Consider the following 22,008-nt stretch of genomic DNA (forward strand, 5'->3'; position numbering starts at 1 on the left):
GTGCATGCTTCACCATGGAGTCCTCGGAGCTCGTCAGGGTGAAAAAGATCGTCGTAGGCGGTAAGACGTTAACCGGGATCGAGGTTTCCTTACCTAACAGTCCGCCCGCGGTAATCTTGATTGGTGAGAAAGGGTTCGCAATGTGCGGCCTACTAGACATTCAGGCGGCTGAGAGACTAGGGGTGGCCGCCGTCAAGGTCTCAGGGGTTAGAAGCGTTGAAGACATGCTTGGGAAGGAGATATCTGACGCCACAGTCAAGGCCAGGGAGCAGGGGCTTCTAAAGGGTGTTAAACTAGTAGAGGTTGTCGACAAGCTCTAGGTGGATGGATTGGTCAAGGTTAAAATAATAGCTACCCTGGGGCCCAGTAGCCGGGATCACGATGTAGTTAAGAAGATGGTTAGGGAGGGTGCAGCGGGCTTCAGGATCAATTGCGCCCACGGCGATGAAGCCGATTGGCTGGAGTACGTGAAGATAGTGAGGGAGGTGTCCTCGGAGCTCGACCAGGCGATCCCACTTATACTGGATACTCCGGGACCCCAGGTTAGGAGCGGCGACTTCCAGGAGTTCAAGGTGGTTCGCGGCGATAAAGTATTGTTCTCAATGGACCCGGATGCTAAGGAAGGGAAGCACATCGTTGTCCCGGCACGGGAATTCTACAGTGCAGCCTCCATAGGCGACACCATACTCTACGGTGACGGCGAGGTATCGTTCCGCGTCAGCGAGGTGGGCGAGGGATTCGTCGAGGCCCTGGCGTTGAATGAAGGAGTCGTGAAGCCCAGGAAGAAGGTGGTCGTGGAGGGCAAGGAGTACGATGTATTATTCCCCAGTGAAACTGATAGGAGGGTTTTCAAGTTCTCCAGTGAGGTCAAAGCCAGCTTCGTGGCCTTGAGCTATGTGAGGAGGCAGAGGGATGTCGAGGTAGCTAGGGATATACTGGCTAAGCATGGATGGGTGCCGGGGCTCATAGCGAAAATAGAGACGAGGAGCGGCTTCAACAATATGGGTGAGATCATAAGGCTGGTGGACGGTGTTATGGTTGCACGCGGAGACCTAGGGCTGCACTTCCCCCTGGAAGAGCTCCCATTGATACAGGAGAGGATAGTCAGGGAGGCTGTGAGGCAGGGTAGGGTTGTGATAGTTGCAACGGAAGTGCTTGAATCCATGATTGAGAACCCGAGGCCCAGCAGGAGTGACGTGGTTGATCTCTACAACTCTGTAAAGGATCTCGTCGACGCCGTCTTATTCACTAATGAGACAGCCGTCGGCAAGTACCCTGTCGAAGTAGTTAAGTGGGCTAGGAAGATAATTGACGCAGCCGAGTCCAGTCTCTCCACCGCCCTGGTGTCAGAGTACAGGAGTAGCATCGAGGCCAGGGATCTACTGGATAAATACGTGCAGGGACTAGTATTGCTCGCAGAGAGCCTTGGAGGCGTCATAGTGGGCTACAGTAGGTCGGGCCGCATGCCGACCCTGCTCTCAAAGTACCGGCCGCAGATAAGGATCTATGTTGGAGTCGGCGACAAACTGCTTGCCGAGAAGCTCTCGTTGAGATACGGGTTGAACATAGTTGACATGTCGCGGTTGATCAGCGGGGAAGACGAGTATGAGAGAGGCGTGAGGAAACTGCTTGAAACACTGGTTGGCAAAGGACATGTGAGGCCGGGCGACATAGTGGTTGAAACATACGCTAAGCCACGGGATAACATGCATGAGATCAGGATTAGCCAGCTACAGTGACGCCGTGGGAAGCCGCCGGCGGGATTTGAACCCGCGTCCACCGGCTGACCAGCGACTCCGGTTACCGAGCCGATACGAGGCCGGCGCTCCACCGGGCTGAGCTACGGCGGCACCTGGTTTAGAGTATATCACGTGTGAAGCGTTATAAAGCTGAACACCTCCTGCCCGAGAACGGGTTCCACACGCCAGCCGAGGTCGCCTAGAGGAAAAAGCTATAGGGCCTTCAACATGCCCTCAGCCATATCCTTCATGACTTGATAGGGGTCTTTCGCCTTAACTATTCCGGATGCCACTAGGACACCCATTGTTCCAAGCTTAACCGCCATGTATGCGTCTTCACCGTTGGAGATACCTGCACCAGTCAACACGGTCACCTTCTCGTTAACCCTCCTAATCATGTTCACACTATTCGTCACTACCTCCGGTTTAGCCCTGCTAACGCTTACACCCGTACCTATTAGCTCGGGTGGCTCCACGGCAACCATGTCGGGCTCCAACACGGCTACGGCTGCACCTGTCTCAGGTGTGTCGGCGCATACAAGTGTCTTCAACCCGAGGCTCTTAGCCTTCTTAACCAGGTAGTTTACCTCTGAGACCCTGAGCTTGTGCTCACTGTGGTTGAGTATCACGCCATGGATCCCTGCGTCCTTTAACCCTTCAAGAGGGATGAAGCCTGTGACGGCCCCGGGTTCAACGGGGTCCGCGTGCTGCGCGTATACCTTGACCTCGGTTCCACTCACGGCTTCAAGGATCCTCCTCAGCTCTGTGAAGGGCGGGGCCAGTATTACTTCTACCCCTGTCTCCCTCCAGACTCTGACAGCGTCGAGGGCTATCCTATAGGCGTTTCCACCGAAGCTATGCGGGTAGTATGCTTTAAAGTTCACTGCTAGTATTGGCTTAACCATGTCTTCAACCCCTTTTCCTCTCTGTGGTAGCTGTGCTTCAGCTCCCGGATAACATGTCGCTGTGCTTCTTGACCACTTTGACTTCCTCGCTTTTGACGAATCTATCCTTCAACTTCTCCAGTACAGCTGGGAGGGTAGTGTACTCCATTTCCTCGGGTCCCAGTCTATGCGGCATGAAGGGGCCGTGCCTCCTCATGTACTCGGCTATGTTCTGCGCCAGCCTCCTTGTTTCATCGAAGGCCACGTCGTCGAATAGGTCTGCCGGCCCTATTAGCCTCCCGTTGGAGATGTTCCATCCAAGCGCTATGACTCTCGGCGGACCGTCGAACCTTGTTACTCTAGCATACCTCATGGGGACGGGCATTAATGGCCCGTTGTGGCTGCCCCTCATCCATCCCGCCACTAGGTGGGGGAAGCTGAATGCTTCAAGGATCTCGCCTACGGCGGGTAGCCCGTGCTGTGCTCTCACGATTGCTACTGGGTCATCCTTCCCAACGTACTTGCCTGCTATGAGGTTCAATCTCTCCACGCTTACAACTGCTGCCAGCAGGTTGTCGCTCTTCCTGTATACTCTTCTCACAATGTATCTCCCAGGGGTGCCTATCAACGCGAGGATATCGTACATTTCTTCAGGCGACTTCAATAGCACGCTCCGGCCCTCGAAGACATCGTATACCTCGAAGACGAAGCCGTCGTGCATCTTGGGGTCTATCACTAGTCCCGCCGTATTGAAGGGGTCCGCGAATATCCTGAATAAGGGGAGGTTGAAGGCTCCTGGCTCGGTTTTATCAGCGTGGAACGTCACCACGGGCTCGGCCTCCCTCTCCTCCATTTCCAACTCGGCTACGCCGGGCCCTAGGCCCTTAACGTTGCCTGAGAATGCTTCGGAGAGGAGGTCTTGGCCGGCCGCGTAGAGTTTGAGTTCACGGGCTACTTTGGTGGCTGCTTTGAAGGCGTCCCATGCTAACCCATGGATGTCTGGGTGGTCGGGTCCCTTGTTGTGGGTGATTATTAACTGGATGTCGTCGCCTACGTGGGTTACGTAGAAGTCTATTATCAAACCCTTCTGCTTGGCTTCAGCCAGTATTTTTGTTGCAACGGCTAGTTGATCGGGGTGGGGCATGTGGTGGCCTGCAATACTGCCTAGGTCTGCTTTAATAACTGAGAGTGTTACCTTCGCACACATGATTCGCACCGTTTTTAATTATCTATGTGAAAAACTAATAAATCTTTTTGGCTCCATGTATTAGAATATTTAATTAATTGATTAAAAGATTAATCAGGCAGATAGTATTCCCCGCGGGCCTTCTGCTCCCTATCCATAACCGAGCCAGGCTTATTTATCCTGGGTCTCCCGCTCTCACTATCCCTCCTAACAGTTATGTCTAGTTCCCTGAGCAGCCTATTAAACCCTTCCCTTAGGCTGACCGGGCTGTGTGCATGGCCCTCGACACCCGGCTTCCCTAGGAAAACCATAACCCTATCCGAGATGTAGTTCTGTACTAGGAGATCGTGCTCCACGACCAGCGCGGTCTTACCCTTCTCCTCGACTATTCTACGAATGGTTTTCGCCACACTGATCCTTTCCTCGACATCTAGGTAGGCGGAGGGCTCGTCTAGGAAGTAGAGGTCAGCGTCCCTGGCGAGCGCCACTGCCACGGCGAGCTTCTGTAGTTCTCCACCGCTTAACTCGTCGACCCTTCTCTCCAGCATCCTGTTCAACCCGAGCTTCCTCACGAGCTCATGATAGATCCAGGAGGATGGATCCAGGGTTGCCGGCGAAGCCGACTTAAGGTTAGCCATAACGGTCTCCTCGCTGAATACTCGGGGCGATAACTCCTGTGGCTTAACGCTTATCTTCTCAGCGGATATCAGGACAGCTCCCTCTAATGGCTCAGCCTCCCTGTTGAGGAGTTTAAGGAATGTTGTCTTACCGACTCCATTGGGGCCAAGTATCCCGAGCACCTCTCCAGTGTAAGCGTCGCCGGGTTCCACTGTGAGCCTGAAGCCTGATGACTCGTATTGGAAGACCATTGCATCCCATTTAAGCACCGGGTAGGCTCCTGTCTCAGTCTTCCTCTCCTGCACCTGGATTCTGAACCTGAGCTCATCCTCCCTTATCCTCATGTTCTCGGCTGGCAGGTATCCTTTCAGATAGTGGTTTATGCCTGTCCTCGTGCCGTAGGGCTTTGACACCACGCCGTATACGCCGGGTTCACCGTAGACTACCACTATATTGTCGCTCATGTAGTCCAACACCATTAAGTCGTGTTCAACCACCACCACGTAGTTCCTGGCGTAGTCGCTGAACTCCCTGATCACATTGGCCACCCTGATCCTCTCCCTGATATCCAGGTAGCTGCAGGGTTCATCGAAGAAGTATGCGTTACCGTTCTTCACGAGCACGGCTGCGACAAGGAACTTCTGTAGTTCTCCACCGCTTAACTCGTCGACCCTTCTCTCGAGGAGGTGGGATAGGTTGAGCTCGTCCACTACTTCGCGCCACAGTCCTCTTTCATCCGCTCTCACCATGAGTTCTCTCACAGTGCCCTTCAGGATCCTTCTAGCCGCCTCAATGTACTGTGGCTTCACAACCGCTTTGACCTCGCCGCTGGCCAGCTTCGTGAAGTAGGCTTGGAGCTCGGTGCCCCTGAAGTACTTTATCACGGTGTCCCAGTCAGGTGGACTACTATAGTTGCCTAGGTTGGGCTTCAACTGCCCGGCGAGTATCTTGATGCTGGTGGATTTCCCCGCACCGTTCCTGCCGACCACGCCCAGGATGCTGCCTGTCCTTGGAGCCGGTAGATTGTATAGTTTAAACATGTTTTCCCCGTACCTATGCACCAGTGTCTTCTCTAATTCATCCGGGAGGTTGACTATTGATATAGCGTGGAACGGGCACTTCTTAACGCATATGCCGCAGCCTATACATGCATCCTCGCTTATCACGACATACTTGTTGTCGCCGCTTAACTCTATGGCCTTCTTCCTCCTCCCCCTGTTCACAGGGCAGAACCTGATGCACTCCAGGCTACACTTATCCGGCTTACAGTAGTTTCTATCTACTACTGCAACCCTAACCATTCCTCGAACCCCCTTGAAGCACGCGTGCAGCGCCCATGGATGAGGACAACGCCAGTGTATGCGTCGCGGGCTCACTGTGCTTTATTACCTGTTGCAAGTTAATAAGGTGTGAGTGCAACAAGCATAGTTGGGTCTTCAAGCACTATGTGCTTGAGGCATGATGAGTGGTGACGGCTCTGAGGACTCGATGAGGAGGGATGTGCAGCTGAGGCACAGTGTATAAGGCTTTAATCCGACTCCTCGGACTCGCTTTCCTCCTGTTCAAGCTCCTCGAGTAGGACCTCGTAGTACTCTCTAAGTATCTCCCTTTCCTCAGGCGAGAGCTTAGCCTCCTTGGCCTCAGTGGCCTGCGCGGTTACAACCCTTTTGCTAGCGTCAACCTGGTATTTAACACCATACCTCTCCTTCTTGACATCGGTCTTCGCCTCGTAGCCGCACCTGTTGCACTTCAGGACTACTTCGTCATCCTTTTTAACTGGTACCAGTGGCCCCCCGCACCTCGGGCAGAACTTGACCATTCATCTCACCACAGTAGACACACGTCTTAACTATTGCTGGTTAAACCGGGTTATAAAGGTTTGGACACGGCTATCGAACACGTGGAGGGCTCGGAGCCCCCGTGTTTATTTAAATACCCCTCCAATCCCAGAAATAATTGAGATGCGGAGAGGTGCAGCGTAGTGAAGCTGTGGCTCGAGGAAGAGTGGGAAGAGGAATGGGAGGAGGAATGGGAGGAAGAGGAGTGGGAAGAGGAGGAATGGGAAGAGGAAGAGTGGTAGGGCCCCTAGACCAGTGCGAGTAGGGCATAAAGGTTTTTTACCAGGAGTCCTGCGCAATCCTCGCTGCATAGGGGTGTTTCAACGATTCTACAGTTCCCAGGCTTCCTCACCATGGTGGATACGGCGTGGTCGCTGCCTCCACCCGTGTACACTTTAACCAAGTAGTATTCTTCATCCTCCAGGAATCTTTTCTCAGCCTCCTGGAGTAGCGTGGACAACTGTTGATGGCCTGTTGAAAGCATCATTAACAGTAGCCCCTTGTTCCTGAACCTGGAGAGCTTATCCCCGTATATGGATAAGTGTATTGCTCCCTGAACGATTTGAGAAGGGTTTGACACCATGCTTCTAGGGATTATTGATGCAGCACCCTCCAATCCCAGTTCTGAAACCTCTTCGCCAAGGGATCCATGCTTCTTACGGCAGAGATACATTTCCAGGTATATGCTTCTACCGAGGAAGAACACGCGGTATAATCCGTCTCCGAGGCGGGAGAACTCGAGAATAGTATTCCTACTCATGCTTCGCCATGGCCTCACGCTTAGCGCGGACAGCCACGAGGTGTGTAACGTATCCCGCTATAAGGTTCCGTATCTTCTTTGACCGGGTTTCAACCAGCTTAGATACAACTGTCTTATTATGCTGGAAGTCACGTGTGAACAGCTCCGGGTACTTCTCCAATAGCTCGCGTGCAGTCCTTTTGACAACCCTTATCCTAACCTTGCCCATAACCGCTCACTCTCAGCACTACCCGGTTTAACAAATCATGTGGAGGACTTTTAAAGCTTGAGACTACAGGAGCCTGAAGCACAGTAGGGTGGTGAAGCTTACCACCGGGATAGTTATGTTGTCGATCTTCTCATGTATCTCGAAGTGCTCCACTAGGGTTGCCAGTATAGCTGAGGTTAAACCAATTGCGCCAGCCAGCGTGTAGCCTGTTGGGGTGCCTCACCTAGCCATCAAACCATACGTGTACCGGGTGAGCGGGTAGACGGCTATTATCACCTATGCGAGCAGGGTCAACGTGTACAGTGTCTCCCCCTATAATTGCTCAGTCACCATGACTAGTGCACCGTACTGTTTCGCAGGGATGTTTAAAAACATGTATCAGGGTTGGGATCAATATCTTTGTGAGGAATGCTTCACGGTGTCATCAATTGGGCAGTGTTAAGCCACGTGATGAGAGAACTGATTACAGGGGGCTCCTATATTCCATAGTGATGGCTGATCCATGGCTCTACCCCTTCATCTACCTGATATATTCATCCCAGGGTGCTACACTCGACGACCTGAGGAGTATGACGGGTTTGAGGACGCAGCTCGTTAAAAGAGCATTGTGGTGGCTTCTTAAAAGCGGGGTTGTTGAGGAGGCAGGGGGGAGATACTATGTCAGCAGGGGGTTCGCCAGGCATGTTGAGGAGCTGAGACTCTCCACGTGTATCACGGGGGGCGTGTACATTATTCAGCTTGGAGACGCATACATAGTTGTCTCCCTCGGAGAAGGCAGGGTGAGCCACTGGGCTGTGCATAGAGAACTATACGATAAGCTATTGGAGCTGGAGCGGAATGCCGGAGCATCGTTCACTGGGAGAGAGGTCTCCCAAGCCCTCTCAATAGATGTTGGGACTGCGACGAGGCTTGTGAGGCTGAGGGAGCTATTAAGGGAGTGCTGGAGGCAGGGTGGCTGACCTCCTTCCTTGAGAAACAGGGCTTCCAGTTACAGGAGGAGGCCGGGCAGTGATACCGGTGCGTCACGTTTTTAAAGCCCGTGAGAAGTATGTATTCTGGAGGGATTATGGTGGGTTCGATGAGGAGTGCGAGCAGCATACTGCTCGTGATCACCCTGGTCTCCTTGTTGACAACGCTTCAACCGGCTGTTGCAGCAATATATAAGAGCGAGGGCGTCTACACGCATCCATACCCCTCGGGCATTCGCCCGGGCGACATAGTGATAGGCCACTCACCTGATTTAACGAGCAAGCTGATCCCGGGTTACTGGAGCCATGTAGGTATGGTCGTGTGGTTCGACAGTGCCAGAGGCGACTGGATAGTGGTTGAATCCCTGCCTGATGGAGGAGTACAGTTGAACCCGTTGAAGAGCTTCCTATCCAGGTATGACACCGTGGCTGTTCTAAGGGTTGCTACAACCGACTATATTCGTTCAAGGGCTGTGGCCTTTGCTCTATCGCAGCTGGGGAAACCATATGACTGGGGCCTGTACACAAAGCAGGTCTATGGGAGCAGCTACTACTGCTCAGAGCTCGTCTGGGCCAGCTACAAGGCGGTGGGAGGCCCAGACATTGATGCTAACCCAGGGTTCTCCCTGAAGTACCTGTACGCGGTTGCACCCCAGGAGATATATGATGACGGCGACACCTACATTATATACTATCACTCCGCTTAGCTACGTGTTTCCCCCAGCGGAAACACCACTTTTTTTAGATTGAGGTACTATAGCCTATGCTGGTTGATGAGTAGAGGGAAGAGGAAACGCTTTGTTTAAAACCAGGGTTCTCGAGGAGTAGGCGGGTTAACCTGTGATGGTTAGCCCGACGTAGACTTTATCCATGGGCTTGAACTCTAGTGGCCGGGGAGACTTAAGGATCACTAGTAGTCCACCCAGGGATATTACAACCCTGTGGAGGCCCCCTATCTCAGTCCCGGAGACCACGTATCCATGTGCGCAGAAATCGTTTCCAAGGCACTCCTCCTTGCTTCCCGACACGTTGATCCTGACCTTCGAGCTGATCCTCGGCTGTGCGATGACATCCTCGTGGAGTTCAACCTCTATGGCTAGGCCATCGCTACAGGTGGTTTTCAACCGGTAGACCTTCGGCGTCCTCAGTTGCTGCACCTCGCTTACAACGCACTCGTCTCTGAGCATCTGGAACACCTGTCTTTATTTTCCGGGATGCTATGTAATTAAAGGCTTGTAGTGTGTTAATAAGCTTTGGTGGTTGTGTATGTCGGTTGTCGACGCTTCCAGGAGGCTTGTCAGCGAGCTCGCATCAATGATAGATAAGAAGATACGTGTGGTACTGAGCGATGGACGATACTATGACGGTGTACTAGTAGGCTTCGATCACCCAGGCCTCAACATCATGTTGAGGAGTGCCGTAGACGAGAAGGGGAACAGGGTTCCAAGAGTAATGATAAAGGGAGAGAGGATCTCGGAGATAGTGATAATGGAGGAGCCCCTCTTCAACCCGGAGGAGTTCAAGGAATGGGTGCTCAGGGAGATGAAGATCCCGGATCACATGGTTAAGGTGATACCGGAGGCAAGGGTTGTAGAGGTTCAGGGACGCTACAGGGTCGGCGAGGACGGCGTAATAGGCTCAGGCCCCATAGCTGAAACCCTTCACAGCATTTATAAGAAGTACATGGAGTACAGGAGGAAGCTTGTACAGGGATAAGAGGTGTTTTTCGAGCCCCGGGAATACGACCTAGCGGGCAGGCTGGCCCGCCTTACCACTAGGCACGGCGTCATCGAGACACCTTATCTTTTTCCCGTTGTAGACCCATTGAAGCAGGAGGTTTCACTTGACAAGCTCCTAGAGCTGGGTTTCAACGGGATAATAACGAACGCGTACCTGTTCTACAAGAGGAATAAGGGGGTTGTCAAACCCATACACGGTGAGCTGAAATGGGATAAAACCATAATGACGGATTCGGGAGGATACCAGGTTCTCGTCTACGGGGATGTCGAGGTAGATAACAGGACTATTGTCGCCTACCAGAGGGACATAGGCGTGGACATCGGGGTGATACTCGACAAGCCCACTGGCAATAACGCCTCGTACAGGGAGGCTGTTGAAAGCGTCTACGAGACCTACAGGAGGGCTGTTGAAGCCTCACCACTGATATCTGGGAGCGACCAGTTGTGGACCCTACCGATCCAGGGACTCCCCTACAGGGATCTAGTGTTGAGATCCTCCATACTGGCGTGGAGGCTCCCAGTGTACAGCGTGTATGCTGTGGGATCGCCCACGGTTCTCCTCGAGAGGTATAGTTACTCAAAGATAGTTGAGCTAACTCTCCTGGCAAGGATCACGCTGCCCCCGGGTAAGCCGATACATGTATTCGGGGTAGGACACCCAATGATCCTCCCCTTCCTCGTCGCAGCGGGCGGCGACCTGTTTGATTCAGCCAGCTACATACTGTATGCTCGCGACGAGAGATACATGGTTGAAACCGGTACTAGGAGCATAAGGGACCTCCATTACCTCCCATGCAACTGCCCTGTCTGCAGCCGTTACACTGTGAGGGAGCTTCTTGAACTACCTAGACGGGAGAGGGTTAGACTGCTGGCACTCCACAACCTCTACATGCTGGCCAAGGAGTTGAGGAGCATTAGGCAGGCGATAATGGAGGGCAGGCTATGGGAGATGCTTGAGCACCGGAGCAGGGGTCATCCAAGCCTCCGCGAAGCATTCAGGGTTCTCGTGAAGCACAGGGATTTATTGAAGCGGTACAACCCGTTGACCAAGCCCGATGCGAGAGCGTTGCTGATAGTTGACAGGTCGTCGGCGTATAACCCTAGAGTGGAGTCCACGTATTCAAGGGTTCTTGGAATGCTTGGGCAGCCCGGTGGCAGGGGATACCTGGTGGTTATCCCAGCCTACAGGAAGCCGTATACAAGCCAGGAGGAGTATGCTGTGGTCTCAGAGAAGTATAAGGGTAATGGGAGTGTGAGGATAGTCTTCCTCCATCCCTTCCTGGGCGTGGTGCCGCCGGAGCTGGCGTCGACCTACCCGTTCTACCAGCATGAATCCAGGTTTTCCAGGGGCGATATCCCGTTTGAAAGGATTAGAGGGGTCTTCATGGATCTCGCTGGAAGAGGCTTCGATAAGATAGTGGTTGTTGAGTCGGGATGGTTTGATAGGGAACTATATGCTAGGCTCGTGGAGTCCTCCCCGGTTTTAAAGGGGAAGCTGGCTATATGTAGGATAAACGAGATTTCCTCTCTGATTCCTCAATAGCCTTCTCGACTTTCTCTCTCTCGGCCTCAATAGCCTCTATTATTGATGCCTCCTCTAGAAGGGACGAGGTATCTATCTTCACTCCGAGTATGTCTCCTACAACCTCAACCGCTACGGCGCTCGCCTTCGGATCCGGCCTATATAGCTCAGTGTATGAGAGTATAGTGACCCCCTTCAACCCGTACGCGTTCATGAACACCATTGTCAAGGCCAGTGGCCCTATTACATGTCTATCCTCGAGGAGTTTCGCGTCAAGCCTTATCCCTGTATCCCCTATGGGTATCCACCTGTACTTCTCCTTCTCATCCTCCCTGATGCTTGGGTCGAGCCCGCCTACCAGTATTACTTCTTTAACGCCTAGATCCCTGGCCAGTGAGGCCAGGTATTCAGCGTACATGGTTCTCTCCCTCTCAGCGGGCGTCGCATTATGGAGGACGACAACTATGTTGCTGCCGCCTGCTCTCCCAGCGTACACTTCGAAGGGGTATACTAGTCCACGATCCCTGCTGTACAGGGTGAATTCAGGCATGTACCTGGTTTTAATGAAGCCTGCTTTCTGAAGCTTGAGCTCCCGGACTATGTGCCTGGTTGTCAGGTAGCCCACCATCCCGAAGCCCTGGTATCCTGTCACCAGGTATGGGGCTTCGAGCTCCCTTAGGTCTATGCTGCCGGTTTTGATGAAGGATATCATTAGCTCTCCTCCTCCACTCCCTCTCTAACTCTAACAGCCTCCCCTCTTTTATAGTAAACCATTTCACGGCCGGGCACGATTGCCCTGCCAACCGCTATGAGCTCCCCCCGGGGGGATACCACTAGTACTTCGTCATTGGGAGCTATGTCTGGGTCGGCCATCAACACGTGTTTACAGAAGAGGTTGCCTCCCTTAGCCACGAAACCCACGTAGTCCTCCTTCACATAGACGCGTAGCCTGGGATGCGGCAGCATGGTGTTTAAAACCCTCCCTGACGCCACGTGTAGGTTGAACCTGTAGTCGCCGGCCCTGATGGTTAGATACCTTGAATCGTTCAGCAGCACCATGCGTATTTTAAACGTGTTGGGGCTTACTGCGACCTCGATGTCTTCAGGTATGAACTCGTCGCCGACGCCGAATTGGAGCCTCGCTATCCCCCTTAGCTCAAGGAGCTCGGTGCCACTGGGCTTCCGCTTAACGAGCCCCATTTAGAGCCCCTGCCAGCGGCTCAGGTGCCGTGTCTCCATGATTTAACGTACTCCTCCTGCTCCCTTGTCATGGAGTCTATCCGGATACCCATGGATTCCAGCTTCAGCCTCGCCACCATTTCATCTAGCTCCACCGGGGGATTCATGACTTTCAAAGGCAGGCTACCCTTGTTCTCCAACATGTAGAGTGATGCAAGGAACTGGTTTGCGAAGCTCATGTCCATGACCTCGCTTGGATGCCCTTCAGCTGCCACCAGGTTCACTAGTCTGCCCTCGGCGAGCAGGTATATTCTCCTACCGTCACTTAACTCGTACTCTGTCACATATGGCAGTATCTGCCTCTTGGATCTGGAGAGTGCCTCTAGGTCGGGTATCCATACCTCGACGTTGAAGTGTCCAGCATTAGCTAGGACTGCACCGTTCTTCATTTTCTCGAAATGCTCTCTTCTCACGACAGCCTTGTTGCCTGTGGCCGTTATGAAGATGTCGCCTACCTCGGCGGCTTCACTCATAGGCATTACTTCGAAACCATCGTAGACTGCTTCAAGCGCTCTAATCGGGTTGACCTCTACCACTATGACTCGTCTGGCACCGAGCCCCCTTGCCCTGGCCGCTATCCCCTTGCCCACCCAGCCGTAGCCGGCTACCACGACTACCTTACCCGCTATAAGCATGTTGGTTGCCCTCAGTATCCCGTCGAAGGTGCTCTGCCCCGTCCCATACCTGTTGTCAAACATGTGCTTCGTGTACGCGTTGTTTACAGCTATCACCGGGTACTTGAGCAACCCTTCTCTCTCCAGGGCTCTGAGCCTTATGACCCCGGTGGTCGTCTCCTCTGTGCCTCCAACTATGCTGCTAGCCAGTTGTACGTGTTTCTCATGTATGAGTGCATGTAGGTCTGCACCGTCATCCAGCACTATCTGGGGTCTCCACTCAACTATCTTCTCGAGGCACCAGTAGTACTCCTCCCCTGACTGACCCCTCCAAGCATACACGTGTACACCGTACTCTACGAGGGCTGCTGCCACGTCATCCTGCGTGGATAAAGGGTTGCTGCCGGCTAGGGCCACCTCGGCGCCGGCGTCGATGAAAGCCTTCATAAGCACGGCTGTCTCCTTGGTTACGTGGAGGACGGCCCCTACCCTTACTCCTTTAAACGGCTTGGCTTCACTATACTTTCTCCTCAGCAGCATCAGTACAGGCATGTTTTGCTCGGCCCAGGATATCTTGGCGGCTCCCTGGCTTGCTAGGGAGAGGTCTTTAACCCTGTAATCCATTTCTCATCCACCATTCATACCTCATGGAGCCCGGGCTTTAATAATATGAACTGGTGAAAGATGGTTTTAGAAGAGGAATCAGGGAGCAGGCTGCTGGATTGATGCCAGGAATGTGTTAGCCTTACGGAAGCCGTTAAAAAACGTGGACGCCTCTAATCCTCCTTCTCCTTTTCCTCTTCGCCGGGCTTCTTACCGGTTTCCTCCTTACCCTTCTCAAGCTTGCTGGCCGCTATGACGTCGTCTATCCTCATTATTATTGTCGCGGCCTCTGTACCAGCCTTTATAGCGTTCGCCAGTATGCTGACAGGCTCTATTACACCCTTCTCCCTCATGTTGACGAGGTCCCCGGTGGCTAAGTCTATGCTCAGGTACTTGCCGTCCTCCCTCTCGTGTGCAGCCCTCAGCTTCATCACCATGTCTATGGGGTCTAATCCAGCGTTCTCGACTAGTGTAACGGCGAGTCCCTCGAGAGCCTTTGCGAAAGCCTCTATGGCAAGCTGCTCCTTGCCTCCAACCCTTGTAGCCAGCCTCCTTATGTGCTTGGCCAACTCTATCTCAGCTGCTCCACCGCCGGGTATTACCTTTCCATCCCTTAGGGCGTCTGCCACAGCTGACAAGGCGTCTCTGATGCTTCTCTCAGCCTCATCGACCAGCCTCTCTAGGCCGCCCCTTATCACTATGCTGACAGACCTCGGGTTCTTGCATCCCTCTATGAACACCATTTTATCTTCTCCAACCTTCCTCTCCTCTACTAGTGCAGCGTAGCCGAGGTCCTCCGGCGTCAAGTCCTCTATGTTGCTGACTATTCTCCCGCCTGTCGCCCTCTCAAGCTTCTCCAGGTCGCTTCTCTTCACCCTTCTCACTGCGAGTATGCCTTTCTTCGCGAGGAAGTGCTGTGCAACCTCATCGATACCCTTCTGGCAGACCACCACGTTTGCCCCAACGCTCGCTATCTTGTCAACCATCTTCATCAGGATCTCTTCCTCCTGCTGCAGGAACTTCTCCAGTTGCTCGGGGTCGTTTATCCTTATCTCGGCGTCTATCTCGGGTTTCTCTATTTCTAGTGGTGCGTCGAGCAGTACTATCTTAGCGTTCTCAACCCTTCTCGGCATGCCTGGGTGCACTACCTCCTTGTCGAGGACTATGCCGTAGACGAGCATGGAGTCCAGTAGTGCTCCACCATACTTCTTTATTATCTGAATATTGTCTAGGTCAACGTAGTTCTTGTCGCCCCTCTTCTCAACCACCTGCTTCACTGCTTTAACAGCTATGTCCGCGAAGAACTCGCGTGCATCATGCACAGCCTTGCTTGTGAGGGATGTTCTCGCGACCTTCCTCAACAGCTCCTCGTTGTTCAAGTCTATTGGCTCAGCCATCTGATCCAGTATCTTCAACGCTTCCTCCATCGCCATCCTGTAACCGGAGATTATCACTGTTGGATGAATGTTCTTGTCGAGTAGCTCCTCAGCGTACTTTAAGAGCTCGCCTGCCAGTATTACAGCACGCTTTGTTCCATCGCCAACCTCGCTGTCCTGGCTCTTAGCAACCTGCACAAGCATCTTTGCTGCTGGATGCTGTATCTCAGCCTTGTCGAGGATTGTCGCACCATCATTGGTTATCGTTACATCGCCGAGGGCGTCGACCAGCATTTTATCCATGCCTTTCGGGCCATACGTGGTCTTAATCATCTCTGAGATGGCTCTTGCAGCCAGTATGTTTGTTCTCAAAGCATCTCTTCCAGTTGTTCGCTGGGTGCCCTCCTTCAATATCAGCACGGGTATGCCCGTGGGTTCAACCGCCATTGCAATCACCACGCACAATAGAATCCACTGGTATCTCATGGAAGGGCTTCTATATAAATTTTTCTTCAATGGTTGTTTAAAGGATCATGTGGTATGCAAGCCGGGGATCCACGACGCCTTAAAGCTTGAACACGTGGGCTTCGCTGAGCAGGTTGCCGTCGACGATTCTCCACTCTTTAACAACATAGTACTCCCTGAGAACCGGGTTATTCACAACCTCCTCAGCTAGGCTCCTGTCCCTTAAGAGCACCAGTATTTCTCGGCCACGAACCTTCACACCGCTCACACCCTTAATCTTGAATAAATGGGTTAAGGCTGTGGCCACGCAGCTAGCGCACCCTTTGCTTTCAATCCTCAATACAAGCGTCCACATGGCGGTGCCACCGCACTATTGCTTCATGCTTCAATAACCTGGTGATACCGGTGAAGCACTTATATATATTCGTGAAGCACACTGGGGAGACCCGGGTTCACTAGTTTTTGGAATTGGATATAAGCCCCCTAAGCCAAGTATATACTTGGTGAGTAAACCCGTTAAAGGTGAATGAAGCTGAGTAAAACTGCCAGAGCGGAGGACACACTGGTTGAGGAGGATGGAGAGGTCCTCGAGGTATTGGAGGATCTGGTGCGCGGCGTCTACGGTGAGCCGGGCCTCAAGCTACTTAGATTCATGTTGGAGCACGGCTATGTTGCAGAGGAGCTGCTTACACGCGACACTGGGATAAAATCGAACGAGGGGAGAAGGATACTCCAGAAGATGTCAGAGGAGAACATTGTTGTACCCGGTAAACTCAGAACCGGGGACGGCGTGCTCCACATATGGAGGCTCAATAAGCCTGGGTTGAGGAGCGCTGTACTGATGAGGCTCCGCAAGGCAAGGGAGAAGCTTGCAGCCAGGTTGAGCTTCGAGGCAGGGAACATAGTGTACGAGTGTCCGAGATGCGGTAAAAGATATACTCTCGACGAGGCATACGTGAACGACTTCATCTGCCCCTCCGACGGCGAGGTACTCGTCGAGTCAAACAAGGGTGAGGCGGTAAGGGTTCTCCAGGAATCCATAAGCAGGATCGACGCGTTGATTAGAAGGCTGGAACGGGTTCGAGAGTGAAGCCGGTTTACAAGTATATAGATGTCTTCTCGGGGGCCGGCGGCTTCTCACTAGGCTTCCATCTATCAGGTAGATTCAAGTCCCTGCTCGCGGTGGACAGCTTTAAGCCGGCTGCCGAGACATATAAAGCGAACTTCCCGCACACCCTGGTGGTTAACGAGGATGTGAAAGACCTCACCGGTGAAATCCTCACGGGGCTCGTGAAGCCGGATGAAGTCGACGTGGTCATAGGTAGCCCGCCCTGCGAGCCCTTCACGGGAGCCAACCCTAGACGCGAGAAAAACCCATTGGACCGCTTATACAGTGACCCCATGGGGCAGTTAACACTGCACTTCATAAGGATCATAGGGCATTATCGCCCGAGAGTATTCGTCATGGAGAACGTGCCGGCGATAACCGAGGACGGGCTGCGCGACGCCCTGCTACGCGAGTTCAGGCGTGTCGGCTACGGTGAGGTCTACTTCAACATACTGCTCGCCGAAGACTACGGGACCCCTAGCCATAGGAAGAGAGTCTTCATCTCGAACATCCGTATAGAGCCTGAGAAAACAGGGAGAAGGGTTGTATGGGATGCCCTACGCGACCTACCTCCACCTGGCCGGGGCCTGCCGAACCATGAGAGGCCCCCGGATCCCTCGTGGAGGAAGCTTAAGAGGATGCATAGGTTGAGGTGGGGTGATGCAATGATACATTATCAGGGAGCTGAGAAAACCCTTCCAAACATGGTGAGGCTTAACCCTAACAGTATCGCACCCACGGTGCTCGGCTCCTCGAGGTTCATCCACCCCTTCGAGGATAGATTGCTCACCGTGAGAGAGCAGGCTAGGCTAATGGGTTTCACCGACACATTCATCTTTATAGGTGGAAGGGAGGAACAATACAACATGGTGGGTGAAGCCGTACCAGCCCCGCTGGCTAAGGCCATTGCGGGGCACCTTGCAAGAGCACTGGATGAAGGGGTGGTGTAATGTATATAGCGTTGTACTCGCCGTCAAGTATTCAGAAGCTCATGGACTTCGTTAAGACAGTCTACGTGTTAGACGGCCTCGTGCCTGTTGTGATAAAACCAATCGGTGCAGCCGCGCAGATCGGGGTGCCCGAGGCACATAAGGTGGCGATCAAGCAGGGCAAGCCGCTCATAGTGCTACCCGAGGTAAGCGATCTCCGCAGTGTACTAGGGTGTGAACGAGTATTCTACATTGATGAGTCGGGTGTGGAGGCACAGCTCCCGGAGATCGTTAACACAGGTGGCAGGGTGGCGATACTCCTGGGCTCCGGCGACCAGGAGCCGAGCAGGAGGGAGGTCGAGGGGCTTGAAGCAGTGTGGCCAAGCAACGTGCCAAGGGGGTTGCCGGTTACAGCCCTAACCGGTGTACTTGTCTACGAATTCTACCGGAGGACTGTGAAGCCCTAGTAAAAAGCTTCAGCCTACTCCTGGATCGCTGCAACACCCTGCTCAATGGTTTAAATTGGTTTCATTAAGCAATAATGATGAAGGGTTTCAGGCTATGAGTAGCGGGATGGATAACAGGGAGAAGCTTGAGAAGCTTGATGCAGTGGTGAACGAGGAGGACTACATAAGGTATCTTGAATCCAAGGTCAGGCTCCTTGAGGCTGAACGCGAGAAGCTTTTAACGAAGATAAACTACTATAGGAGCGAGCTTGAAAAAATGATCTCTCCCCCTCTCATAGAGGGCGTTGTGGAGTATGTTTTAAGCGATGGGAGGGCCGTGGTTAAAAGCTCCACGGGACCCAACCTAGTGGTGGCGTTAGCGGACAACATTGATAGAAGCCTAATCAAGCCCGGTGTTAGAGTGGCTTTAAACCAGCGTGGCTCAGTGATAGTTGAAGTACTTCCCTCACACGTCGACACATATGTTCAATCAATGGAGGTAGTGGAGAAGCCTGGGGTGAGATACGAGGATATAGGTGGGCTTGCAGAGCAGATAAGGGAGCTAAGGGAAGTCGTTGAGATGCCGTTGAAGAACCCCGAGCTATTCGAGGAGATAGGTATCGAGCCCCCTAAGGGGGTCCTCCTATACGGCCCACCTGGATGCGGTAAAACACTGCTTGCGAAGGCTGTTGCAGCCGAGTCGAATGCAACATTCATAGCTATAGTTGGCAGCGAGCTCGTTCAAAAATTCATCGGGGAGGGCGCCAGGATAGTCAGGGAGCTCTTCGAGCTGGCGAGGAGGAAGGCTCCCTCAATAGTCTTCATCGATGAAATAGACGCCATAGCAGCTAAGAGGATAGATATAGGTACCAGTGGTGAAAGAGAGGTTCAGAGAACCCTTATGCAGCTCCTAGCAGAGATAGATGGGTTCAAACCCCTCGACAGGGTTAAAATAATAGCTGCAACGAACAGGATAGACATACTCGACCCCGCTATACTGAGGCCTGGGAGGTTCGACAGGATAATAGAGGTCCCGTTGCCAGACCTCAACGGTAGACTAGAGATATTCAGGATACATACGCGTAGAATGAGGCTCGCAGGCGACGTGGACTTCATGGAGCTAGCCAGGTTAACCAACGGGTTCACCGGTGCAGAGATAAAAGCCGTGGTAACAGAAGCCGGATACAATGCGATCCGTGAAAACCGCAGGCAGGTCTCGATGAGGGACTTCCTGAAAGCAGTGGAGAAGCTGCGGGAGAAGAAGAGGCTGCGTGGTGTGGAGGAATACGATAGAAGGGAACGGGACGGCACGCAGACACTGGTCTTCCAATAGCTGAGCCGCCTGAGACATCTACATGCATGTGTTTTCAAGGATTCCCATTTTCAGCCATGTGACGGTTCCCTTAGGAATTGTCTTCAATCCGTGAAGCACCATGGCGGAGTACTCGTAGTTGCCAGCGGTGGAGGATCCCGTAGTGGGCCCGCGGGGATTCGAACCCCGGTCCACCCGGTTATGAGCCGGGCGCTCTACCAGGCTGAGCTACGGGCCCCGTCTCTATTTATTGAGCTGGAAGGGGATTTAAATAATTTCACGAATCAATGTGTCAGGGACTCATTGAAGCTGTTCCCGGTTTCACCTAGAGTACTCCTGCCCCTTCAACGCGCAGATGTATTTGCAGGCTGCGTCAGCCGCTATAGCTCCGTCTGCAGCAGCCGTTATGACCTGTTCAAACCTGTATTTGTAGGGTCCTCCGGCAGCGTCCCCGGCTACGAATATACCGGGTAGGTTCGTGCTTCTATCCAGGTTAACCACTGCTCTACCGGTTTCATCCACGTTTAACCCTATCTTCTTGAAGAATTCTACGGGTGGCTGAAGCCCTATCTCTATGAAGAGCCCGTCTACCTTCAACACTTCCTCTCTCTGGGTCTGAGTATTGTATATTTTCACGGCTTCCAGGTGCTCGCTGCCCAGTAGTTCTTTAACCACGGTGTTCGTTAGGAGCGTTATCTTCGGGTTGCTACGGGCGGCGTCAACGTATATCTTGAAGGCTCTGAACTCGTCTCTCCTATGTATGATGTACACGTGTGAGGCAAGCTTGGCTAGGTATAGTGCTGAAGTAAACGCGGCGTTCCCACCTCCAACCACCGCGACCACCTTGTCCTTGAACAAGGGGCCGTCGCATGTGGCGCAGTAGGAGACGCCTCTCCCCACCAGTTCTTTCTCGCCGGGTACACCCAGCTTCCTCTTCTCGCTTCCAACAGCTATTATGACTGCGTAGCTGCAGAGCATGCCACCGCTTCTCAGTTCGACACACCACTTATTATCCTCCGGCCTCCTCGATACGTTGACGACCTCATCGACTACCACTGGTACATTGTATTTTCGAACATGCTTGACGAACTTGTCGACGAGGTCGTTGCCGGGTATTTCAGGGATCCCTGGGTAGTCGTCGACGAGGGGTGCCTCTGTGACGGCGCCTCCCACCAGCTTTGTGACAACTATGGTTTTAAACCCGTATCTTGCACTGTAGAGTGCGGCGGTTAATCCAGCTGGCCCGCCTCCAACCACTATGACATCGTAGGTTTCACCACTCCTGTATGCCGCCCCGCTTAACCCGGTTATCCTGAATTTGAAGCCCATAACCGTCACCATCTCCCACTACTTGACACATGTCTTTTAAAGTTTTCAAGGATGCCTTGCCCGGCATCGGCTTGTAGTCCCACCCGGAGGCCTGCGGGTTAAGCCGGGTGCCCATTGTTTTAAGGGTGTTTCCCAGTATATTTTAATGGTGGATTCCATGGAGTACACTACGCTTGGCTGGACTGATGAGAAGATATCTAGGATAGGCCTCGGTACATGGCAGTATAGTGAGACATGGGGTTTAACAGAGTATGAGGCTGCGAAGAAGGTTATTGCCAAAGCAGTGGAGGTCGGCATGAACTTCATCGACACCGCGATGGTGTATGGCAGGGGGATGAGCGAGGAGTTCCTGGGCAGGTCGCTGAGGGAGCTCGGGGTAAAGAGGGATGAGGTATTCATAGCGACTAAGATACCCGGGGACTTCCTGAACCCTGATGACGTCTTTAAATCGGTTGAGCGGTCTTTGAAGAGGCTGGGAGTGAACACGGTGGACCTCCTTCAGTTGCACTGGCCTCCATGCTGGCATAACTATCCCACTGCATCCTATGCCCGCGCCCTTGAAAGACTCATACTCCACGGTAAGGTGAGGTATATCGGTGTAAGCAACTACCCTATAGCATTGATAGAGGAGCTCAGGGAGGCATTCTCCTTCACGGATATCGTGAGCATGCAGTACAGGTTTAACCTCGCTGAGAGGTGGGCTGAGGAGGAGTTGATACCCTACGCGGAGGCAAACGACTTCACCTTCATACCATGGAGCCCTCTCGCCAAGGGTGCATTGACAGGTAAGTACACGTTGGAGAACATAGGCGGCTTCAAGGATCTAAGGAGTAATGAACCAGTGTTCCACCCCTCTAACTTCGAGAAGCTGACACCGTTGATCAACACGCTGAAAGAGGTGGCATCCAAGTACGGTAGAACGCCTTCACAGGTAGCGTTAAACTGGCTGATAAAATACAGCCCAGTAGTAGTCCCAATACCCGGTGCGAAAACCCCTGAGCAAGTCGTAGAGAATGCGGGCGCGGTTGGATGGGAGCTGAGCTTCGAGGACTGGATGAGGCTGTACGAGGTTGCAAAGGGAGTAAGGATAACCTATGTGACATGGTAGGCCATCGTAGAACAGCT

At 53.0% G+C, this 22,008-nt stretch carries 24 protein-coding genes and 2 tRNA genes; 11 read left to right on the forward strand and 15 right to left on the reverse strand.

Annotation, left to right across the window (positions count from 1 at the left end; all coding sequences use genetic code 11):
• The first annotated feature begins 14 nt into the window (after positions 1–14).
• Together DESMU_RS06285 and pyk are read left to right on the forward strand one after the other, a co-directional pair.
• The gene (locus DESMU_RS06285) at positions 15–320 is read left to right on the forward strand and encodes a YunC family protein (protein ID WP_013562754.1); all 306 of its coding nucleotides are present in this window, start codon (positions 15–17) and stop codon (positions 318–320) included.
• Positions 321–1,739, forward strand: coding sequence for a pyruvate kinase (gene pyk, locus DESMU_RS06290; protein ID WP_420834709.1), 1,419 nt, complete (start codon positions 321–323; stop codon positions 1,737–1,739).
• Positions 1,740–1,749: 10 nt separating this feature from the next.
• Here the strand turns inward: pyk and DESMU_RS06295 are convergent.
• From DESMU_RS06295 to DESMU_RS06325, 7 genes are all read right to left on the reverse strand, one after another.
• Positions 1,750–1,850, reverse strand: a tRNA-Thr gene (locus tag DESMU_RS06295).
• A gap of 101 nt (positions 1,851–1,951) precedes the next feature.
• Complete coding sequence (gene tpiA, locus DESMU_RS06300) at positions 1,952–2,644, reverse strand: triose-phosphate isomerase (protein ID WP_013562756.1); 693 nt, start codon at positions 2,642–2,644, stop codon at positions 1,952–1,954.
• Between the two features lie 37 nt (positions 2,645–2,681).
• Positions 2,682–3,830 carry a fructose-1,6-bisphosphate aldolase/phosphatase gene (gene fbp, locus DESMU_RS06305; RefSeq protein ID WP_013562757.1) on the reverse strand — a complete coding sequence of 383 codons (1,149 nt, stop codon included), beginning with the start codon at positions 3,828–3,830 and terminating at the stop codon, positions 2,682–2,684.
• An 89-nt stretch (positions 3,831–3,919) separates the two neighbouring features.
• Entirely contained in the window at positions 3,920–5,728 is a 1,809-nt protein-coding gene (locus tag DESMU_RS06310) for a ribosome biogenesis/translation initiation ATPase RLI (protein WP_013562758.1), read from the reverse strand.
• Positions 5,729–5,955: 227 nt separating this feature from the next.
• Entirely contained in the window at positions 5,956–6,246 is a 291-nt protein-coding gene (locus DESMU_RS06315; RefSeq protein ID WP_013562759.1) for a DNA-directed RNA polymerase subunit M, read from the reverse strand.
• 266 nt (positions 6,247–6,512) lie between these two features.
• Positions 6,513–7,025, reverse strand: coding sequence for a hypothetical protein (locus DESMU_RS06320; RefSeq protein WP_013562760.1), 513 nt, complete (start codon positions 7,023–7,025; stop codon positions 6,513–6,515).
• Positions 7,018–7,233: a 30S ribosomal protein S17e gene (locus tag DESMU_RS06325; RefSeq protein WP_013562761.1), complete on the reverse strand. Its 216-nt coding sequence runs from the start codon at positions 7,231–7,233 to the stop codon at positions 7,018–7,020. Before DESMU_RS06325 ends, DESMU_RS06320 begins: the two co-directional genes overlap by 8 nt.
• Positions 7,234–7,661: 428 nt before the next feature.
• Between DESMU_RS06325 and DESMU_RS06330 the strand changes: the two genes are divergently transcribed.
• Both DESMU_RS06330 and DESMU_RS06335 read left to right on the forward strand, forming a co-directional pair.
• The gene (locus tag DESMU_RS06330; protein ID WP_013562762.1) at positions 7,662–8,192 is read left to right on the forward strand and encodes a hypothetical protein; all 531 of its coding nucleotides are present in this window, start codon (positions 7,662–7,664) and stop codon (positions 8,190–8,192) included.
• 119 nt (positions 8,193–8,311) lie between these two features.
• Positions 8,312–8,908: a YiiX/YebB-like N1pC/P60 family cysteine hydrolase gene (locus tag DESMU_RS06335; RefSeq protein WP_013562763.1), complete on the forward strand. Its 597-nt coding sequence runs from the start codon at positions 8,312–8,314 to the stop codon at positions 8,906–8,908.
• Between the two features lie 126 nt (positions 8,909–9,034).
• On the opposite strand, the gene DESMU_RS06340 is transcribed toward DESMU_RS06335, so the two are convergent.
• A complete protein-coding gene (locus DESMU_RS06340) occupies positions 9,035–9,388 on the reverse strand; it encodes a DNA-directed RNA polymerase subunit G (protein ID WP_013562764.1) in 354 nt (117 codons plus the stop codon).
• Between the two features lie 79 nt (positions 9,389–9,467).
• On the opposite strand from DESMU_RS06340, the gene DESMU_RS06345 reads away from it, so the two are divergent.
• Together DESMU_RS06345 and tgtA are read left to right on the forward strand one after the other, a co-directional pair.
• Complete coding sequence (locus DESMU_RS06345; protein WP_013562765.1) at positions 9,468–9,917, forward strand: Lsm family RNA-binding protein; 450 nt, start codon at positions 9,468–9,470, stop codon at positions 9,915–9,917.
• Between the two features lie 3 nt (positions 9,918–9,920).
• A complete protein-coding gene (gene tgtA, locus DESMU_RS06350; RefSeq protein WP_013562766.1) occupies positions 9,921–11,483 on the forward strand; it encodes a tRNA guanosine(15) transglycosylase TgtA in 1,563 nt (520 codons plus the stop codon).
• Here tgtA and DESMU_RS06355 read toward each other — a convergent pair.
• From DESMU_RS06355 to DESMU_RS06375, 5 genes are all read right to left on the reverse strand, one after another.
• On the reverse strand, positions 11,440–12,174 hold the full coding sequence (locus DESMU_RS06355; RefSeq protein ID WP_013562767.1) for a proteasome assembly chaperone family protein: 735 nt from the start codon (positions 12,172–12,174) through the stop codon (positions 11,440–11,442). The two genes, tgtA and DESMU_RS06355, sit on opposite strands and share 44 nt — an antisense overlap.
• A complete protein-coding gene (locus DESMU_RS06360; protein ID WP_013562768.1) occupies positions 12,174–12,662 on the reverse strand; it encodes a PUA domain-containing protein in 489 nt (162 codons plus the stop codon). Before DESMU_RS06360 ends, DESMU_RS06355 begins: the two co-directional genes overlap by 1 nt.
• 20 nt (positions 12,663–12,682) lie before the next feature.
• Positions 12,683–13,939 carry an adenosylhomocysteinase gene (ahcY, locus tag DESMU_RS06365; RefSeq protein ID WP_013562769.1) on the reverse strand — a complete coding sequence of 419 codons (1,257 nt, stop codon included), beginning with the start codon at positions 13,937–13,939 and terminating at the stop codon, positions 12,683–12,685.
• A gap of 152 nt (positions 13,940–14,091) precedes the next feature.
• Complete coding sequence (thsB, locus tag DESMU_RS06370) at positions 14,092–15,741, reverse strand: thermosome subunit beta (protein ID WP_013562770.1); 1,650 nt, start codon at positions 15,739–15,741, stop codon at positions 14,092–14,094.
• A gap of 118 nt (positions 15,742–15,859) precedes the next feature.
• The gene (locus tag DESMU_RS06375) at positions 15,860–16,114 is read right to left on the reverse strand and encodes a hypothetical protein (protein WP_013562771.1); all 255 of its coding nucleotides are present in this window, start codon (positions 16,112–16,114) and stop codon (positions 15,860–15,862) included.
• A 171-nt stretch (positions 16,115–16,285) separates the two neighbouring features.
• On the opposite strand from DESMU_RS06375, the gene DESMU_RS06380 reads away from it, so the two are divergent.
• From DESMU_RS06380 to DESMU_RS06395, 4 genes are all read left to right on the forward strand, one after another.
• Positions 16,286–16,849: a transcription factor TFIIE gene (locus DESMU_RS06380; RefSeq protein WP_013562772.1), complete on the forward strand. Its 564-nt coding sequence runs from the start codon at positions 16,286–16,288 to the stop codon at positions 16,847–16,849.
• Positions 16,846–17,817 (forward strand): DNA cytosine methyltransferase, encoded by a 972-nt coding sequence (locus DESMU_RS06385; protein ID WP_013562773.1) that lies wholly within the window; start codon positions 16,846–16,848, stop codon positions 17,815–17,817. Before DESMU_RS06380 ends, DESMU_RS06385 begins: the two co-directional genes overlap by 4 nt.
• Positions 17,817–18,263, forward strand: a complete 447-nt coding sequence (locus tag DESMU_RS06390) for a RecB-family nuclease (protein WP_013562774.1) — start codon at positions 17,817–17,819, stop codon at positions 18,261–18,263. The genes DESMU_RS06385 and DESMU_RS06390 overlap by 1 nt, the downstream gene beginning before the upstream one ends.
• A gap of 94 nt (positions 18,264–18,357) precedes the next feature.
• On the forward strand, positions 18,358–19,575 hold the full coding sequence (locus tag DESMU_RS06395) for a proteasome-activating nucleotidase (protein WP_013562775.1): 1,218 nt from the start codon (positions 18,358–18,360) through the stop codon (positions 19,573–19,575).
• Positions 19,576–19,718: 143 nt separating this feature from the next.
• Here the strand turns inward: DESMU_RS06395 and DESMU_RS06400 are convergent.
• Positions 19,719–19,792: transfer RNA gene (locus tag DESMU_RS06400), tRNA-Ile, on the reverse strand.
• A gap of 83 nt (positions 19,793–19,875) precedes the next feature.
• Positions 19,876–20,883 carry an NAD(P)/FAD-dependent oxidoreductase gene (locus DESMU_RS06405; protein WP_013562776.1) on the reverse strand — a complete coding sequence of 336 codons (1,008 nt, stop codon included), beginning with the start codon at positions 20,881–20,883 and terminating at the stop codon, positions 19,876–19,878.
• A gap of 157 nt (positions 20,884–21,040) precedes the next feature.
• Between DESMU_RS06405 and DESMU_RS06410 the strand changes: the two genes are divergently transcribed.
• Positions 21,041–21,991 carry an aldo/keto reductase gene (locus DESMU_RS06410; RefSeq protein ID WP_013562777.1) on the forward strand — a complete coding sequence of 317 codons (951 nt, stop codon included), beginning with the start codon at positions 21,041–21,043 and terminating at the stop codon, positions 21,989–21,991.
• Positions 21,992–22,008: the final 17 nt, after the last annotated feature.

Source organism: Desulfurococcus mucosus DSM 2162 (genome assembly GCF_000186365.1).
Classification (GTDB): Archaea; Thermoproteota; Thermoprotei_A; order Sulfolobales; family Desulfurococcaceae; genus Desulfurococcus; species Desulfurococcus mucosus.

Excerpts from the sequence above, each read along its gene's own strand:
- DESMU_RS06285 (WP_013562754.1), top strand. The coding sequence starts at position 15 with ATGGAGTCCTCGGAGCTCGTCAGGGTGAAAAAGATCGTCGTAGGCGGT.
- tpiA (WP_013562756.1), bottom strand. The coding sequence starts at position 2,644 with ATGGTTAAGCCAATACTAGCAGTGAACTTTAAAGCATACTACCCGCAT.
- fbp (WP_013562757.1), bottom strand. The coding sequence starts at position 3,830 with ATGTGTGCGAAGGTAACACTCTCAGTTATTAAAGCAGACCTAGGCAGT.
- DESMU_RS06310 (WP_013562758.1), bottom strand. The coding sequence starts at position 5,728 with ATGGTTAGGGTTGCAGTAGTAGATAGAAACTACTGTAAGCCGGATAAG.
- DESMU_RS06315 (WP_013562759.1), bottom strand. The coding sequence starts at position 6,246 with ATGGTCAAGTTCTGCCCGAGGTGCGGGGGGCCACTGGTACCAGTTAAA.
- DESMU_RS06320 (WP_013562760.1), bottom strand. The coding sequence starts at position 7,025 with ATGAGTAGGAATACTATTCTCGAGTTCTCCCGCCTCGGAGACGGATTA.
- DESMU_RS06325 (WP_013562761.1), bottom strand. The coding sequence starts at position 7,233 with ATGGGCAAGGTTAGGATAAGGGTTGTCAAAAGGACTGCACGCGAGCTA.
- DESMU_RS06335 (WP_013562763.1), top strand. The coding sequence starts at position 8,312 with ATGAGGAGTGCGAGCAGCATACTGCTCGTGATCACCCTGGTCTCCTTG.
- DESMU_RS06340 (WP_013562764.1), bottom strand. The coding sequence starts at position 9,388 with ATGCTCAGAGACGAGTGCGTTGTAAGCGAGGTGCAGCAACTGAGGACG.
- DESMU_RS06345 (WP_013562765.1), top strand. The coding sequence starts at position 9,468 with ATGTCGGTTGTCGACGCTTCCAGGAGGCTTGTCAGCGAGCTCGCATCA.
- DESMU_RS06355 (WP_013562767.1), bottom strand. The coding sequence starts at position 12,174 with ATGATATCCTTCATCAAAACCGGCAGCATAGACCTAAGGGAGCTCGAA.
- DESMU_RS06360 (WP_013562768.1), bottom strand. The coding sequence starts at position 12,662 with ATGGGGCTCGTTAAGCGGAAGCCCAGTGGCACCGAGCTCCTTGAGCTA.
- ahcY (WP_013562769.1), bottom strand. The coding sequence starts at position 13,939 with ATGGATTACAGGGTTAAAGACCTCTCCCTAGCAAGCCAGGGAGCCGCC.
- thsB (WP_013562770.1), bottom strand. The coding sequence starts at position 15,741 with ATGGCGGTTGAACCCACGGGCATACCCGTGCTGATATTGAAGGAGGGC.
- DESMU_RS06375 (WP_013562771.1), bottom strand. The coding sequence starts at position 16,114 with ATGTGGACGCTTGTATTGAGGATTGAAAGCAAAGGGTGCGCTAGCTGC.
- DESMU_RS06380 (WP_013562772.1), top strand. The coding sequence starts at position 16,286 with ATGAAGCTGAGTAAAACTGCCAGAGCGGAGGACACACTGGTTGAGGAG.
- DESMU_RS06390 (WP_013562774.1), top strand. The coding sequence starts at position 17,817 with ATGTATATAGCGTTGTACTCGCCGTCAAGTATTCAGAAGCTCATGGAC.
- DESMU_RS06395 (WP_013562775.1), top strand. The coding sequence starts at position 18,358 with ATGAGTAGCGGGATGGATAACAGGGAGAAGCTTGAGAAGCTTGATGCA.
- DESMU_RS06405 (WP_013562776.1), bottom strand. The coding sequence starts at position 20,883 with ATGGGCTTCAAATTCAGGATAACCGGGTTAAGCGGGGCGGCATACAGG.
- DESMU_RS06410 (WP_013562777.1), top strand. The coding sequence starts at position 21,041 with ATGGAGTACACTACGCTTGGCTGGACTGATGAGAAGATATCTAGGATA.